9 protein-coding genes, 3 pseudogenes and 1 other annotated feature are annotated in these 13,370 nt (G+C 59.3%); of the genes and pseudogenes, 5 read left to right on the forward strand and 7 right to left on the reverse strand.

The window, feature by feature from the left end; genetic code table 11:
* Positions 1 to 16 precede the first annotated feature (16 nt).
* Positions 17 to 766, reverse strand: a complete 750-nt coding sequence (locus tag ACVIN2_RS13800) for an SDR family NAD(P)-dependent oxidoreductase (protein WP_456766012.1) — start codon at positions 764 to 766, stop codon at positions 17 to 19.
* 110 nt (positions 767 to 876) lie between these two features.
* Here ACVIN2_RS13800 and ACVIN2_RS13805 point away from each other — a divergent pair, with 110 nt between their 5' ends.
* Together ACVIN2_RS13805 and pdxR are read left to right on the forward strand one after the other, a co-directional pair.
* Entirely contained in the window at positions 877 to 1,773 is an 897-nt protein-coding gene (locus ACVIN2_RS13805) for a LysR substrate-binding domain-containing protein (RefSeq protein WP_456766013.1), read from the forward strand.
* Positions 1,774 to 2,581: 808 nt separating this feature from the next.
* Positions 2,582 to 4,114 carry a MocR-like pyridoxine biosynthesis transcription factor PdxR gene (gene pdxR, locus ACVIN2_RS13810; RefSeq protein WP_456766014.1) on the forward strand — a complete coding sequence of 511 codons (1,533 nt, stop codon included), beginning with the start codon at positions 2,582 to 2,584 and terminating at the stop codon, positions 4,112 to 4,114.
* A 281-nt stretch (positions 4,115 to 4,395) separates the two neighbouring features.
* On the opposite strand, the gene ACVIN2_RS13815 is transcribed toward pdxR, so the two are convergent.
* Complete coding sequence (locus tag ACVIN2_RS13815; RefSeq protein ID WP_007600163.1) at positions 4,396 to 5,040, reverse strand: FMN-binding negative transcriptional regulator; 645 nt, start codon at positions 5,038 to 5,040, stop codon at positions 4,396 to 4,398.
* A 62-nt stretch (positions 5,041 to 5,102) separates the two neighbouring features.
* Positions 5,103 to 5,321 (reverse strand): rubredoxin, encoded by a 219-nt coding sequence (locus ACVIN2_RS13820; RefSeq protein WP_456766015.1) that lies wholly within the window; start codon positions 5,319 to 5,321, stop codon positions 5,103 to 5,105.
* A gap of 489 nt (positions 5,322 to 5,810) precedes the next feature.
* Between ACVIN2_RS13820 and ACVIN2_RS13825 the strand changes: the two genes are divergently transcribed.
* Both ACVIN2_RS13825 and ACVIN2_RS13830 read left to right on the forward strand, forming a co-directional pair.
* Positions 5,811 to 6,290 (forward strand): LysE family translocator, encoded by a 480-nt coding sequence (locus ACVIN2_RS13825; RefSeq protein WP_456766016.1) that lies wholly within the window; start codon positions 5,811 to 5,813, stop codon positions 6,288 to 6,290.
* A gap of 688 nt (positions 6,291 to 6,978) precedes the next feature.
* Positions 6,979 to 8,168 (forward strand): annotated as a pseudogene (locus ACVIN2_RS13830) (diaminopropionate ammonia-lyase).
* A 522-nt stretch (positions 8,169 to 8,690) separates the two neighbouring features.
* On the opposite strand, the gene ACVIN2_RS13835 reads toward ACVIN2_RS13830, so the two are convergent.
* From ACVIN2_RS13835 to ACVIN2_RS13850, 4 genes and pseudogenes are all read right to left on the reverse strand, one after another.
* Positions 8,691 to 8,906, reverse strand: coding sequence for a hypothetical protein (locus ACVIN2_RS13835; protein WP_085348737.1), 216 nt, complete (start codon positions 8,904 to 8,906; stop codon positions 8,691 to 8,693).
* A 318-nt stretch (positions 8,907 to 9,224) separates the two neighbouring features.
* A pseudogene (locus ACVIN2_RS13840) lies at positions 9,225 to 9,437 on the reverse strand (helix-turn-helix domain-containing protein); the annotation flags it as partial.
* Positions 9,438 to 9,440: 3 nt separating this feature from the next.
* Positions 9,441 to 9,859 (reverse strand): annotated as a pseudogene (locus ACVIN2_RS13845) (IS3 family transposase); the annotation flags it as partial.
* Positions 9,450 to 9,562 (reverse strand) — a sequence feature (AL1L pseudoknot). It overlaps the preceding pseudogene by 113 nt.
* A 725-nt stretch (positions 9,860 to 10,584) precedes the next feature.
* Entirely contained in the window at positions 10,585 to 11,823 is a 1,239-nt protein-coding gene (locus ACVIN2_RS13850; RefSeq protein ID WP_456766017.1) for a cytochrome P450, read from the reverse strand.
* 408 nt (positions 11,824 to 12,231) lie between these two features.
* Between ACVIN2_RS13850 and ACVIN2_RS13855 the strand changes: the two genes are divergently transcribed.
* Positions 12,232 to 12,480: a GcrA family cell cycle regulator gene (locus ACVIN2_RS13855; protein WP_456769714.1), complete on the forward strand. Its 249-nt coding sequence runs from the start codon at positions 12,232 to 12,234 to the stop codon at positions 12,478 to 12,480.
* The last annotated feature ends 890 nt before the right edge of the window (positions 12,481 to 13,370 follow it).

Genomic DNA, 13,370 nt, shown 5'->3' on the forward strand with positions numbered 1-13,370 from the left:
ACCTTATCTCGCTGGCTCAGTGGATAAGCATGCCGCCGTTGACGTCGATCACGGCACCCGTGACGTAGGCAGATAGGTCCGAGGCCAGGAAGGTGTAGATACCGGCGACATCTTCTGCCGTGCCGAGGCGATTGAGCGGAATGCCTTCCAGAATTTTCGCTCTCATTTCATCATTCAGCTTGCCTGCCGTAATATCCGTGCCGATCAGGCCGGGCGTAACGCAGTTGACGCGAATCCCGTCAGGGCCGAACTCCCGCGCCATCGCCTTGGCGAGGCCAAGGACCCCTGCTTTCGCAGCCGAGTAGTGTGGCCCGCCAAAAATTCCACCACCGCGCTGGGCCGAGACGGACGACATGCACGCGATCGACCCGGACTTCCGTGCGCGCATATGCGGGATCACCGCCTGGGACAGAAACAGGATACCCTTGAGATTGACGTCCTGAATTCGATCCCAATCGGCCGGCGAAATGTCCAGGAACTTGACGGGCTGGGTGATCCCGGCATTGTTGATCAGGATATCGATGCCTGCGAAGGTTTCGATCACACGGGTGACTGCCTGTTCGCAGAACGATTTGTCGGCGACGTTGCACGCCAGTCCAATGTGGGACTTTCCAAGCGACGCCGCAGCTTCCGCCGCGGCGCCCGCGTCGATATCCAGAATGGCCACCCGAGCGCCCTCGGCGGCGAACCGCCGGGCGGCTGCGAGCCCGATGCCCCGCGGCGAGGCCGCGCCCGAAATGATTGCCGTCTTACCGCTGAGCAGCATCAATTCCTCCCGCAAATTGTTCTTCCTTGCTGGATTTAGGAATGACCTGCGGAGGCCGGCCCTACAAACGCGCAGTTGTCACGGATCGATGAATCTGGTTCACTTATCGAATGCTCTCGAAGATCCCGATATCCTCAATTCGTGCCTTTGAAGCCGCAGCCCGGACCGGATCGTTTCGCGATGGGGCGAATGAGCTTCACCTGACGCCGAGCGCCGTCAGTCACGCGATTCGCAAGCTGGAGGCCACGCTTCGGACCGTTCTGTTCGAGCGCAGCGCGCGATCTGTGCGGCTCACGCCAGCCGGCGAAAATCTGATGCGTCACGCCGGGGCGGCGTTCGATCAGCTCCGCCGCGGGCTTGAAGAAGTCGCCGCCCGCGGCGCACAACTGGTGCGCGTCCATTCCGCCCCAAGTTTTGCTGCGCAATGGCTGGCGCCACGGCTTGCGCAGTTTCTCGCTGCTTACCCGAAGCTCGAGGTTCGACTGGCCGCAAGCACGGATTATGCGCGCTTCAGCAACGATGATTTCGATATCGACATCGTCTACGGTCCGCCGCGCGCGGAAGGCGTCGAGATTGTTCCACTACCAGAGGAGACGGTCACGCCGCTCTGCTCTCCCTCGCTCGCAAAATCGATAAGGAAGGCCGCTGATCTCCTCGATCAGACGCTCATCCGCTCAGACGTGAAGCAGGTGCAGTGGCATCAATGGTTCGCTGCCAACGGATTGGAAGCCCCCGCGCTCCACGGCATGAGGTTCGATCGGAGCTTTCTTGCAATTGCGACCGCTGCGGAGGGATTGGGACTGGCGTTGGAATCAACCCTCCTGGCCCAGCTTGAACTGGCCAATGGGCGATTGGTTGCCCCATTGGCGGGACGTGCGACCGATATCAGTTACGTCGGTCACCGTCTCATCTATCCGCGCGCCAGCCGACAAAGATCGGCCGTACGAGCGTTTGCAGACTGGCTGCTGGCTCAGCTCGACGGTGAAGACGCCCGCTCCTCGCAATGAACTGCAGGTCTGGCTGGAGCTTGGTTCAGGGCAAACCTCTGCTTGGCGCCGAACAGCAACCCTCGCCGCGGGGGCGTCCGCGCCTGCGGAGAACCTCAGATCATGCATTCTTCATTGGTCTGGTAGGGAGCTATCGCTGATGCTCGCCGATCCATCTGTCCAAGGCGATCATCGATGTAGCGCCTGAGCGCCGCAGCCGCCTTCAACATATAGACACGCATTGAGATCACTTCCCGCACGTCACGGCTCGCGCGCGCCCGCAAACCCTTGCAAGAGGCGCTCGCCGCCAGCAGGCGCGAGGCCGATCGAAAGCCAGCGGATTCTGATCGCAGGAGGCGACGGCGAGCGCATCTTCTCCGCAAGCGATGCAACAGTGAAGCTCACTTTGCGGCTCGCGCGCCTCATCGAGCGGTCGGGACCCCGGAGGCCCTGGCAGAGCTGAGGGCCAGCAGGGTGCTTGGACCTCGATCCGGGACATGCGCTCGCCGAATTGATGAGGCTTTCCTTCCGGACGTCCGCTGCTACGCGGCTGATGGATTTCACACTCTCGACGGGCTTCGAAACTGGATAGCCTCTCAACAACGAAGATGCTCAGCCCGTCGATTCAACGAGGCGATCTTCCACGGCCTCGGGCCGAGCTACCTACGTCGTGGGGAAATGGTCGTTGACCCGCAAGGCCATCGCTGCTCGGCGGGTTGGATGTCGAAACCGAGCGGTAGAGCGGTATGTGACGATTTCTTTCAATGACTCACAGAGTTGGTCTATTCTGGACTTCAAAGTACGAGCGGACAGGTAGACCAGAACGGCAATGGCAAGGCGCCGAAACATCATCGCAATTCCCTCGCTGGGCTCTCTCGACAAGGCCGCAGGCCGGGTCGGACAACAACTTACACAGGCACTTCGCGAGGCGATATCAAACGGGATGTTGAAGCCGGGCGAACGGCTGCCGTCCACCCGCGCCCTCGCGGCGTCGCTCCAACTCGCGAGGGGTACGGTCATCGAGGCGTTCGGTCAGCTACATGCGGAAGGCTACCTCGAGGCGCGCGCCAGAGGCGGCACGATCGTCGCCAACGTCAACGGCGGTCGCGAACTCGTCAGCCCACCGCAGGCATTCATTGCGCCGCCGCGGATCGGCCCTGTGTTGCGGGAGAACGTCGCCCGTCTTGCAGAGGTCGCGCAAGCTCTTCGGCCGCAAGGGACGGCGCCATTTGCAATCGCTCATCCGGCAGGCGCGGTCGCCCCGGATGACAAGTGGCGCCGTCTCGGTAATCGCGTCCGAGCGCTGCGCGTGGCTGCCCCGTCGGGATACATCGACCCGAAAGGATTGCCTGATTTGCGGCTCGCGATTACTGACTACGTTCGTAAAGCCCGTGGAGTGAAATGCGAGGCCGGCCAGGTCGTGATCACGGCGGGTACGCAGCAGGGTCTTTTTCTGGCTGCAACCGTTCTTCTTGCGGACGGAGACGCAGTATGGGCGGAAGACCCCGCCTATCCCGGTATTGTCGCGGTTCTCGGAAACTTCAACGTCCAGACCTCTCGCATTCCCGTCGATGCGCAGGGCATCGACGTCCACGAAGGTCTCGTCCGATGCCCGAAGGCTCGGGTCGCGTTCGTTACGCCATCGCATCAATATCCGCTCGGCATGCCGATGAGCATGGGGAGACGCACGGCTCTGCTGTCCTGGGCCCGTCAAAACAATGCCTGGATTGTCGAGGACGATTACGACAGCGAACTTCGCTACGCGGGACATCCATTTCCGTCCCTGCAGGGACTCGATCCTACACGTGTCGTCTATCTCGGGACGATGAGCAAAGTGCTGTTTTCATCCATGCGGATCGGATACGCCATCGTTCCCCTTCCGCTGGTGGATGCATTCGCGGGCGCCCGTGCTCTTATTGACCGCCATTCTCCGACAGCCGATCAATATGTGCTCGCGCAATATATGCGCGAGGGCTATTTCGAAGCTCACATACGGCGCATCCGGGGCGCTTACGCAGAACGGCGCGTGGCCCTGATCTCCGCCATTGAGACGGAGCTGCCGTCCTGGACAGCGCTCCAACCCAGCGACCAAGGTATGCACCTGGTGCTTTGGCTTCCTGCCGGCCTCGACGACGTCAAGCTTGCCGAGCAAGCACACAAGGCCGGGCTGGTTGTGCGACCGATCTCGCCCATGTACCAAAATGCGCCTGCTCGGTTCGGTCTAATGCTCGGCTTCGGCGGCTTTTCCGTCGCGGAATTGCAGGCGGCCGCAGTCCGCCTGAAAGGTGTCCTTGAGACATCGGTCCGCGCGAACAGAAAGGCCAAACTGTCCAAGCGCCCACGGATGGAAACTGCCAGATAATATCTGGATGGCCGCGCTCAGGTCTCTTTCGCGGCAATCGGCGCTCGCCGCGAACTTGAACATTGGGTTGGGTGCTCCGCAGCACGCCGGGAAGAACGCGCACTGATCTCCAGTTTTTGGGTCCAACTACAGCTTTCGCCAGCGGCAGACGATCGTAGGGCGAATGAGATTATCCATGCTTGCGCAGGGCCGCCGATGGGTTTGGCCCCGTCATACCCGAGGATCACAAGTAGGTCGTTGCGCCACGATTTCTCCGAGCATGTCGCTCCGTCGGATATGAGTCAGGCCTGCTCCGCTTTGGCCACAGCGGCGGCCAGCATTGCATCGCCGATCACATCCTTGCCCTGGGCCTTGAGCGCGTTCCCTGCACCGAGAATGTCCCGGACCTCTTTATTCTGACTAAGCTTCGACTTGCCCACGAGTCGTGTGATCTCGATCTCGATTCCGACGATCATCTTGAGCATCATATCGATGTAGTCCTTGGGGCTGTCAGTCATCTTCCAAGGATCGGCCTGCTTCGCCTCATGGATGCGCGTCAGCCGCGCGACCATGCCACGAACGTAACGCTCATCGTCGCGGATTGTCACGCGTCCGTACACATGAGCCACCATATAGTTCCAGGACGGGACCTGCTTCTTGAACTCGACCTTGCTCGGATACCAGTTCGGCGCGATGTAGGCATCCCCGGCGCGGAATACGATCAGCACCTCGTTTCCCGTCGCGATATCCTGCCAAATGGGATTTGCGCGAGCCACATGTGAATGAAGCACGCCCTGCTGCCCTTCCTTCGCGTGCAACTCGAAAGGCAGGTGATTTGCGTCGAGCCCGCTCTTCCCGTTAGTAAAGAGGATGCCGAGAGGATTTTTGTTGATGAGATCGTGAAGCGCCTCAGGGCGCGACTCGGCGAAATGTGGGGGGACGTACATGCTAGCTCCCTGGCAAGTGATGAATGCCGCGCACGCTGCTCGCAGCATCAACGGGATTTCGTTCAGACCTCAGTCATCTGGAATTCACTCTTGTCTGCGCCGCAATCGGGGCAGATCCACTCGTCGGGGACGTCTTCCCAGCGAGTGCCCGGCGGAATGCCCTCGTCCGGCCATCCCTCCCGCTCGCTGTAAACAACCCCGCAGAGCGCGCACATCCAGGTCTTGTAAACCGGTGCGCCGATCGCTGGGTCAGAGTGCAGGTGAGCGCTTTCATTGCTCATCTCGGTGGCCTATGCTGTGGAGCATTCATGACACCGATGTAGGCTAGAACTGGTTCCTTCCATAGAGCCAGTCTGCGGCATTCTTGCTGTACCAGATTGACGTCCTCTGGTTCTGGTCAAGGCCGTCAACCCGGCAGTAGGAACATCTCTCAGAGAAGACGTGCATTCCTTCTTCGAGCAGCCGAAACTGGTCATCCGACTGTTGGACAACCATGACCGCGAAGCCTTGGGTCGCTCAGTCACGCGCCGCCGCTTTCGTCGGCGCAAAGGCCTGCGAGGCGTCGGCTGTGCATTCCGTCTTCCGACAAGAGCGCAAATGAGCCAAAACCGTCCAGCGGCCGGCCGGCGGCGTTACAAATGGCTTTGTAGCGAGCCAAACGGCCGCTGCAGTCCTGAGCTTTCTGCAATTGCACTCGGGCGTGAAACGGGTCTAGCCATCATGCAAGAAGATTGGCGCCGCTAACGCCAGTTGAAACGATAAGTTGAGCGATGTTCAACTCGCATACGTTCTTTTTGTTCCTGGTGGTGGCATTGTTTGTGGTGGTCACGCCGGGCCAGGGTCTCTTCTATATTGTGGCCCGCACGCTTGCTGGCGGCAGAAGTGAAGGGCTCGCATCGAGCGTTGGCCTGGGTACCGGAGGGCTTGTCCACGTTTTCGGCGGCACCGTCGGTCTGTCTGCCCGTGTTGTCGCAAGCGCAGAAGCGTTCACCTTCCTAAAGATCGCCAGAGGCCTATATCTCATCTGGCTCGGGATTAAGGCGTGGCGCGAGACAAGCGTCGATCCGATAGAATTGCAGACGACAGATGCGCATTCTGCTTTTCGCCAGGGCATCGTCATAGAGGCGCTCAACCCCAATACAGCCGCATGCTTTCTCGTGTTCATCCCGCAACTCGTCGACCCATCTGGGAGTGTCAGCATGCAGTTCATCGTCCTGGGCTCATTTCGCTCGCACTCAACACGAGCGTAGACCTGATTGTGACCTATTGGGGACAGAAGACGAGGGATGGCTTTGCAAAAAAGGCCCTCATTCTTCGTTCAGGCGCGACAGGCATCAGGCGCCATCATCTGCGGGCTGGGGCCAACGCTACTCTTCGCACGGCGCACGAGTTCACGCTGCCGAATTTCCGCGCTCGAATAGCGCGCAGAGTCTCCATTCGGCTACGAAGGACGCCTTGCCATCGGAGGTCCTTGCTTCACCGTGCAACGGGATCACGACCAGCGTCGATGCTGGTTCGACTTCGGCCGCGCTTTGGCCGTCCGTGCCGGCAGAACATGAAGGCACGCATCAACCGGCTGGGAGCAAGGCCCGCCACTGCAATCCAACGCGCTTGCCTCTGCTGCCTTTTGCTCTCGTGCCGCTGGATCTGGGTACGTGATGAGGACCGAGTTCGTGTCCACGGCCTAGAAATCGTCATCCTTCCTCGTGCTCAAAACGAGGAGTGCAGCCGGGAACGGGTGAGCGATGGCCGCAACGCCCTCCTGCCGGATCTTCAAACATCAGCATCACCCGCCCGAGCCTGAGCACCGTCGGGGTCGTCATCGAGAGCGGCCTCCCTTTCTTGCGGATTAGCGAGAAGGCGTGACATCGCTGGGATTGCCGCTAGTGTTTCGGCAAGCGCATCGCCGCGATGCTTAGATCGGCGCCAACTCGAACCATGTTGCTTCCTAACCATCGCACTGACCACCGGGCGCCTTTGGATAGTGCGGATGGCAACATGCTGAGTCGCGAAGCTGCGTGCGAGGTGGAACGGTTTCTTGATATCGCAATGGCCACAAGGAAACAGCGCTGATTTCCTTGCCGGGCCTCGCCCACGAGATTGGCGTGGGCTCGGTCCAAGTCAACGACGAGGGTCACCGGCTCGGGCTTGGCAGTTTCAAGGCTTTGGGCGGCTCCTATGCCGTCATCCGGCTCGTCTTAGAAGCAAGCAACTCCGCGCCTCGGCAGGGCTGTTGACATCTCGGAGCTTCACGCACCTGAGGTGAAGGCCGTAGCACGGGGGATGACGGTATCCTGCGCCAACGGACGGCAATCATGGCAGGTCCGTAGCGCACGGCGCTCAGCTCGTGGGGGCGAACTGCGCTATATTCATTCACTCGGGCGTCAGCGATCAGCGTAGCGCAGCAATCGTCCCACATGGCGCGCAGATGATCCGCGTCAGCGGCAACTACGATGACTCCGTTGCCGAAGCATCCCGAGTTGCCGCAGAGAACGGCTGAATCACGGTGTCTGACAGGTCCTGGCCGGGCTATCCCTGGTCTGGTAATGCAGGGATCTCCGCGCTCCTGACTGAAGCACTACGACAGTTGCCCGAACCTCCGACCCACGTCCTCGTCCAGTCAGGAGTCGGTGGACTTGCCGCAGCGGTCTTGGACATTTTTCGGTGTCGTTAGGTGATAGTCGCCCGTCCTTCACGGTTGTCGATCCATCGCGCGCAGCGTGCCTGTTTGAAAGCGCTCGAACCGGGCATTGCGTCAAGGTAGCTCATGGGCATCCGACAGTGATGGCGATGCTAGAGTGCTACGAACCTTCGCTCGTCGCTTGGCGCATCCTTTCGCGCGCAGCCGACGCTTTTATGATTGTCGATGACGAGGCCGTCGGGGTTATGAACCGTTTGGCCAATCCCCGGGACGGTGATCCGGCTATCGTTGCAGGCGAAAGTGGCGGGGTTGGTCTGGCAGGGTTGCTGAAAGTTGCGGCCGATTCGACCTCGCGCGCTTGACTGGTCTTGAACCTGACGCACGGGTCTTCCTCATCAATACCGAGGGCGCGACGGATCCTGGCGCTTACGAACAGCTCGTGGGTCAGCCTCTGTCGCAAGTGGTCAGGAGAAGCTTGGAGGCCTAGACGCTCATGATCCGCGGCCCGTTCGGTGGACTCGTGACGGGGACGAAAGCCCAAGAGAAGGCCAAGAACGAAGGCATCCAGCGATTGATCCTACGATTGAAATCCGCCGCAGATTTCTGCTTCCAACGAGGCCCGTACGCACGTTTTCGGCACAAAAGGCATGACTTTGCCGTCTTGCCGCAAGACCAAGCGTTATGACTTTGGCGCTTTGCAGTCCAACCGCGTTCGCCTCATCGAATGATACAACAGCTTCGTTTCTTGTTGATTCGGCACACCGGCTATGAGCCGTTTCATAATTGCGATACAGCTCTCCGAGTAATCTGTCGATATGCGTGGACTCCTGATCGTTCTCACGGCTTTCGCGATCATATTGGCGGCACGCGGCCACCGCCAAAGCGCGTTCATGCCGCGCCCGACGGCGCCCATGCCACCCGTCAATGTGCCCTAACACCACGAGGTCTGTCGGGTACGCGGTTGCCTGCGAGCGAACGCAGGGCAGATCGGGCCGGCAACAAGGGACTGCTAGGCTGATTTCGGCGCATTCTTCAGATAGACGACAGCGCGACGTCCCGCAGAGGTCAGCTCCCCCAGAGTCGTTTTTCCCGCACGTACCGCTTGGATCAGTTGCTCAGCGACATACCGGCGGCTCTCGTGGTCACCGCCATTCGGCAGCCCCGCACAGACCTGATCCAAGACCAGGCCCATGTTCGCTTGAACCTCTCCCGTAAATTCGCTCACGCTCCATCTCTCCTTTCGAGGGATAATGCGATAAGGCTAGTGCCCTCTTTGCACTCGGTATAGCGCACATTTGCCGAGCGGTTAAAAGCCTCTCGCGTGCAGAAGTGAATTCATGGTTTGACGCGGCTTGGTATCCTCGCAATTCGCGCGGCGCTTGCGTTTGAAACGATCGCGCCGCGTTCGAAACGTCTCGTTGCGAGGAGGACGGAATCGTCCCGTACGGCTCGGATTTCCGGGCTCTCGCATTTCCCTGAGCGCCGGGCCGGCCTCATGCGGGCGCTATGGTCCTCACATGGGCGGCCATGGCCCTCTGGTTCGGCGCGGGCGGCCGTTGCGCCGCAGTTCACGCGAGACTGTCGAATCAGCCCGCCCCAGGCGACGTCCAATCTGTTGGATCGATTGGCCCTGCACCTTGAGAGGCGCGATCTCTTCGTGCTCTACCAATGAGAGCTATTGCCCCGAGATCGCCTTTGCCGAAGATCTGAACATCGCTGGTGGCATGTCGCCCGCCTTTGGGAATAATCTGCTTCCGCGGTAGGTCGAGGGGGCGATCGGCAACATCTTGCAGATCGGCTCAACCCCACGCGCCGCACGATCATCGTCGATGCGATCATGGCTTGGACCGGCGGTCGAGCTCCGCCGTCGCAAAATAAGCGCTTGCCTTGCGCAGGATCTCGTTGGCTGGCGAAGCTCGCGGTTCTTCCGTTCCAGAGCCTTGGGCTTCTCGGCCAGCTCGGTCGGAACGCCGGCCCGCTGCCCACTGTCGATCTCGACCTACTTGACTCAGTCATGCAAGGTCTGCGCGTGCAGCCAATCTTGGCCGCAATGGAAGTCACCGTCGTCCAGCGCGACCTGTGCTCGTTGGCCTGATACAGAGCTATACGACCCCCTCGGGCTCGGGCCTCGGGTGAACATTTCTCGTCGTCTTGCTTGTCATGGCTCCACCTTCTCAAGACTTGGAGCCTCCGCCAAATCCGCGGCGGCCGTTCAGATGGGCGCTCAATCCTGCAAGCGCTCAAACGCGGACGGCACGATTGAGTGAGTTTTGCTGTCAAGATGCTCTGGTCTACTCAGCTTCTGGCGGAGCGATCCGTTTGCAACCACGAGAGCACTAACGAGGATGCCCGCCGGAACGCGGCGAACTGTCGCTCGATCTTGCTGGAAAAGTGCGCTCTGCCACGAGACCGGCAGGAATTATGCGGCTCATTTGAATAACAATGCCGAGATTGGCCAGAAAGGGAAGCGGAGCGGCGATTGCCGATCTCTATTCCTCGCCGCAGAGGTCGTTCATGGGCAGTCATGATCTTGTCTCCAGCAGTTTCCTCGGGCTGACCGCAGCCGGATTTGCGCTACTCTGCTCGAGCCTGCTTGTCCTCGTCTTCACATGAAGTAAGCCCCCTCGTATGGCCAGTCTCTGGTCATTCAGTTCATCGACTGGACGGACTGCTTCCCTAGACTTTGAACGCTGGCACGGCTCCAGCAGGCCGTGATGAGTATCGTAGCCGCCCGGCCAAAATCCTCGACGCGATAGCGGCCCCTGCCCGCAACCTTCGAAACAACCGTAAGCCCGTCACGCAACGCCGGTGAACTTACCCAGAAAACTGGTCTCCAGAAAGTCATTGTCCTAACCGCCGGCTCTGAACGGCATGACAGTGTTGAAGGTCGGCCGCAGCAGAGACTAACCTGGGATCTGCACCGGCAGTGCGGAATAACCGTGCACAAAATTCGATTGAACTCGCTCCGGTTCGCCGACCACATTTACCTCCAAACATCGATTCAGCATCTCCTCCCACAGGATTTTCAGCTGCAGCTCGGCAAGGCGCCTACCCACGCAGCGATGAATCCCAAATCCGAAAGAGAGATGTTGCCGTACATTTTCCCGATCGATGATGAAGCTGTTGGCTCTCGCAATGACCTCGTCATCTCGGTTGCCAGAGATGTACCACATCACAACTTTGTCGCCTCGCCTGATTCGCTTGTGGCCTATCATGAAATCGTCCACAGCGGTCCGGCGCATGTGTGCAATGGGGGTTTGGTATCGTATAATCTCGGATACCGCGCCGGACACCAGCGAAGCATCATCCCGGAGTTTTCGCATTTCGGATGGATTTTGACTCATGAACAAGACGCCCCCGGTAATTGAGTTGCGCGTAGTATCGTTACCTCCAACAATCAGCAGAATGAGGTTGCCCAGGAACTCGCGGGGCTCCATGTTTCGGGTCGCCGGTGAATGCGCCATCATCGAGATCAGGTCACCGCGCGGCTCACAATTGACCCGTTCGCTCCAAAGCCGCGTAAAATAGTCCAGGCACTCCGACAGCACCACCTTTCGCTTTTCCCAGCTGTCGATCTGGTCGCCCATTTGTGGAGTCAAGGCAGCTACGTCCGACCAGTAGGTCAGCAAACACCGATCCTGAAATGGAAAATCGAACAGCGTGGCCAGCATTTGGGTCGTCAACTCGATCGAGACCCTGTCGACCCAGTTGAAGGTATCGTTGCGCGGCAAACCGTCCAAAATCTTCTGAACCCGCGAGCGGATCAAGCCTTCAAGATTTGCCAAGTTCTCCGATGCCGCTATCGGACTGATAGTCTTACGTTGCTGAGCATGGAGAGGAGGATTCATTTTGATAAAACTGGGGGTCCAATACTCCTCCGGCGGGTCGACTATTGTGACGCTTCGCTCTGATGAGAATGTTGTGTGATTTGAGTCCACGGCTATGATGTCGCGGTATTTTGTTATCGACCAATATGGTCCGTATGGGCTGTTTTCGCAATAATGAACGGGATCTTCCCTTCGCAGCCGCTCGAAATAAGGCCAAACGGTATCATCCTCGAAGCGCTTGGGTTCGCTTACATCAAGGCGGCTCAGCGGGATATCAGTGCTCTCGCAGGCGCTTTCTGTCGATAACGCTGTCATGATTGTCTCGCTGACATTGGCTTGCACTTTTGCTGGATCAGCTGAGTGCGCTGTCTAGAGTTCGGGGGAAGCGCGCTCGAAACACGACGAGCTTGGGCGGTGCACTAACGATGTGTCACGCATGATCATGGCTGGACTTCGCGCGAGGTCCGAAATCTGAAATCATGTTACGGACTTTGGTTTGGTCCCCGTCAACGAAGAATAATGGAAAGGCGAGCGAAGCTCCCCTATCAGGATTGGGAGGCGCGCGAACGCGCCCTTTGTGGTAGTCAACATCAAGCCGCAAGCACTCGCAGCTGTGGCACCCAGCCGGTTATCGTCATTTTCTCGGGCAGGCAGCCCCTTTGCCACTCGACCACTTACATTGCCGAGGCGACGGACGTCCGAACTGGCAACAAAGTATCTTCCATGCGCTGGAATAGAAGAGAATTGGCACAGCTGAAACAGCTCTGGTCCGAGGGACAGAGTGCCGCGCAGATCGCGGGTCATCTCGAGTGCAGTCGCAACGCCGTTTGCGGCAGGCCGACTCGGTTGGGTCTCAGTCGAGGTCACAAGCCACCAACAGCACAAAACCCAAGATTAGATCGGTGCCCAAGCGGAGGGCCGACGTTGATGGCTGCCCGCCGCGATCGCGTCCGAAAGAAGCTGCTGCAATAGGCGCTAAAAACGCGGCCTCAGGAAATGAGCAAGCGGCAGCTTTACGCAATCCTAGCTGAGGCGGTCAGGAATACCGTCTAGAGCTATCGGCGCCGCGATCTCCCGGGTCTAGGCCGCCGCAGTCGGTTCATTCGGGCTATTTGGTTTCGCGATTTGTGCCTATCCGACGAACAGTGGCGTCCAGTAGAACGTTCGCGGCAGGAGGGCTCGATCGTACATCAAGTCATCCAATCTCAAGAGGCCGGATGCGCTGAATTGGAGAGAAGAGAGCGTTCTGCTTATTGAGTTTTCCGGGTATGCGTTTTGGGGAAGCGCCCGCCGTCCTGGTTTGCGCGGTGTTCGGAGCTTTCGGCACACCGCGCCCAACGAACTACACGAGACCGGGTGAAGCCGCTTGATCCTCAACCACTTTCGATATCTGCGACAGGCGTGTGGAGAGCTGGACTGGGACTGAACACTCGGCAAATCATCGAGGTACGACGTTTCCGGGGGTGAGCCCGGTGGCCCTCCGACTGTGATCGGACCTTCTGGGTTTAGACGAAGGCGCGAGTTTCCTCGCCGGCTTCGATAGGTTTGAGCTGACGGCGGAGATGAAACGGAAGAAGGTGAAGCGGTGAGTACCAGATAGCTCCACTATTCGATCTTCGCCTGTTCTCCCGAAAGAACCTCCGATAGAATCGCCTGTCGTCGGGCGGCGCTATGCTTAGCGTTGGAGCGGCTTGACGAGCTGCCCTCGCGGGATATTGCCTGACGTCGTTTAAAAGGTCGGCTCCTGCGGTGCGCAGACACACGAAAACGGCTACCACCAACGTAGGTGCCTTGACGTCTGCGCAAAACCGGCGGCGCCTCTGAGGCGGCCGGCTGTTCAATTGCACCCATCCGTTCTCGCT

Source organism: Bradyrhizobium sp. USDA 3650 (assembly GCF_054057395.1).

What these genes read in the sequence shown, in the direction of transcription:
- ACVIN2_RS13800 (WP_456766012.1), bottom strand. Translation starts at nt 766, where the DNA reads ATGCTGCTCAGCGGTAAGACGGCAATCATTTCGGGCGCGGCCTCGCCG.
- ACVIN2_RS13805 (WP_456766013.1), top strand. Translation starts at nt 877, where the DNA reads ATGCTCTCGAAGATCCCGATATCCTCAATTCGTGCCTTTGAAGCCGCA.
- pdxR (WP_456766014.1), top strand. Translation starts at nt 2,582, where the DNA reads ATGGCAAGGCGCCGAAACATCATCGCAATTCCCTCGCTGGGCTCTCTC.
- ACVIN2_RS13815 (WP_007600163.1), bottom strand. Translation starts at nt 5,040, where the DNA reads ATGTACGTCCCCCCACATTTCGCCGAGTCGCGCCCTGAGGCGCTTCAC.
- ACVIN2_RS13820 (WP_456766015.1), bottom strand. Translation starts at nt 5,321, where the DNA reads ATGAGCAATGAAAGCGCTCACCTGCACTCTGACCCAGCGATCGGCGCA.
- ACVIN2_RS13825 (WP_456766016.1), top strand. Translation starts at nt 5,811, where the DNA reads ATGTTCAACTCGCATACGTTCTTTTTGTTCCTGGTGGTGGCATTGTTT.
- ACVIN2_RS13850 (WP_456766017.1), bottom strand. Translation starts at nt 11,823, where the DNA reads ATGACAGCGTTATCGACAGAAAGCGCCTGCGAGAGCACTGATATCCCG.
- ACVIN2_RS13855 (WP_456769714.1), top strand. Translation starts at nt 12,232, where the DNA reads ATGCGCTGGAATAGAAGAGAATTGGCACAGCTGAAACAGCTCTGGTCC.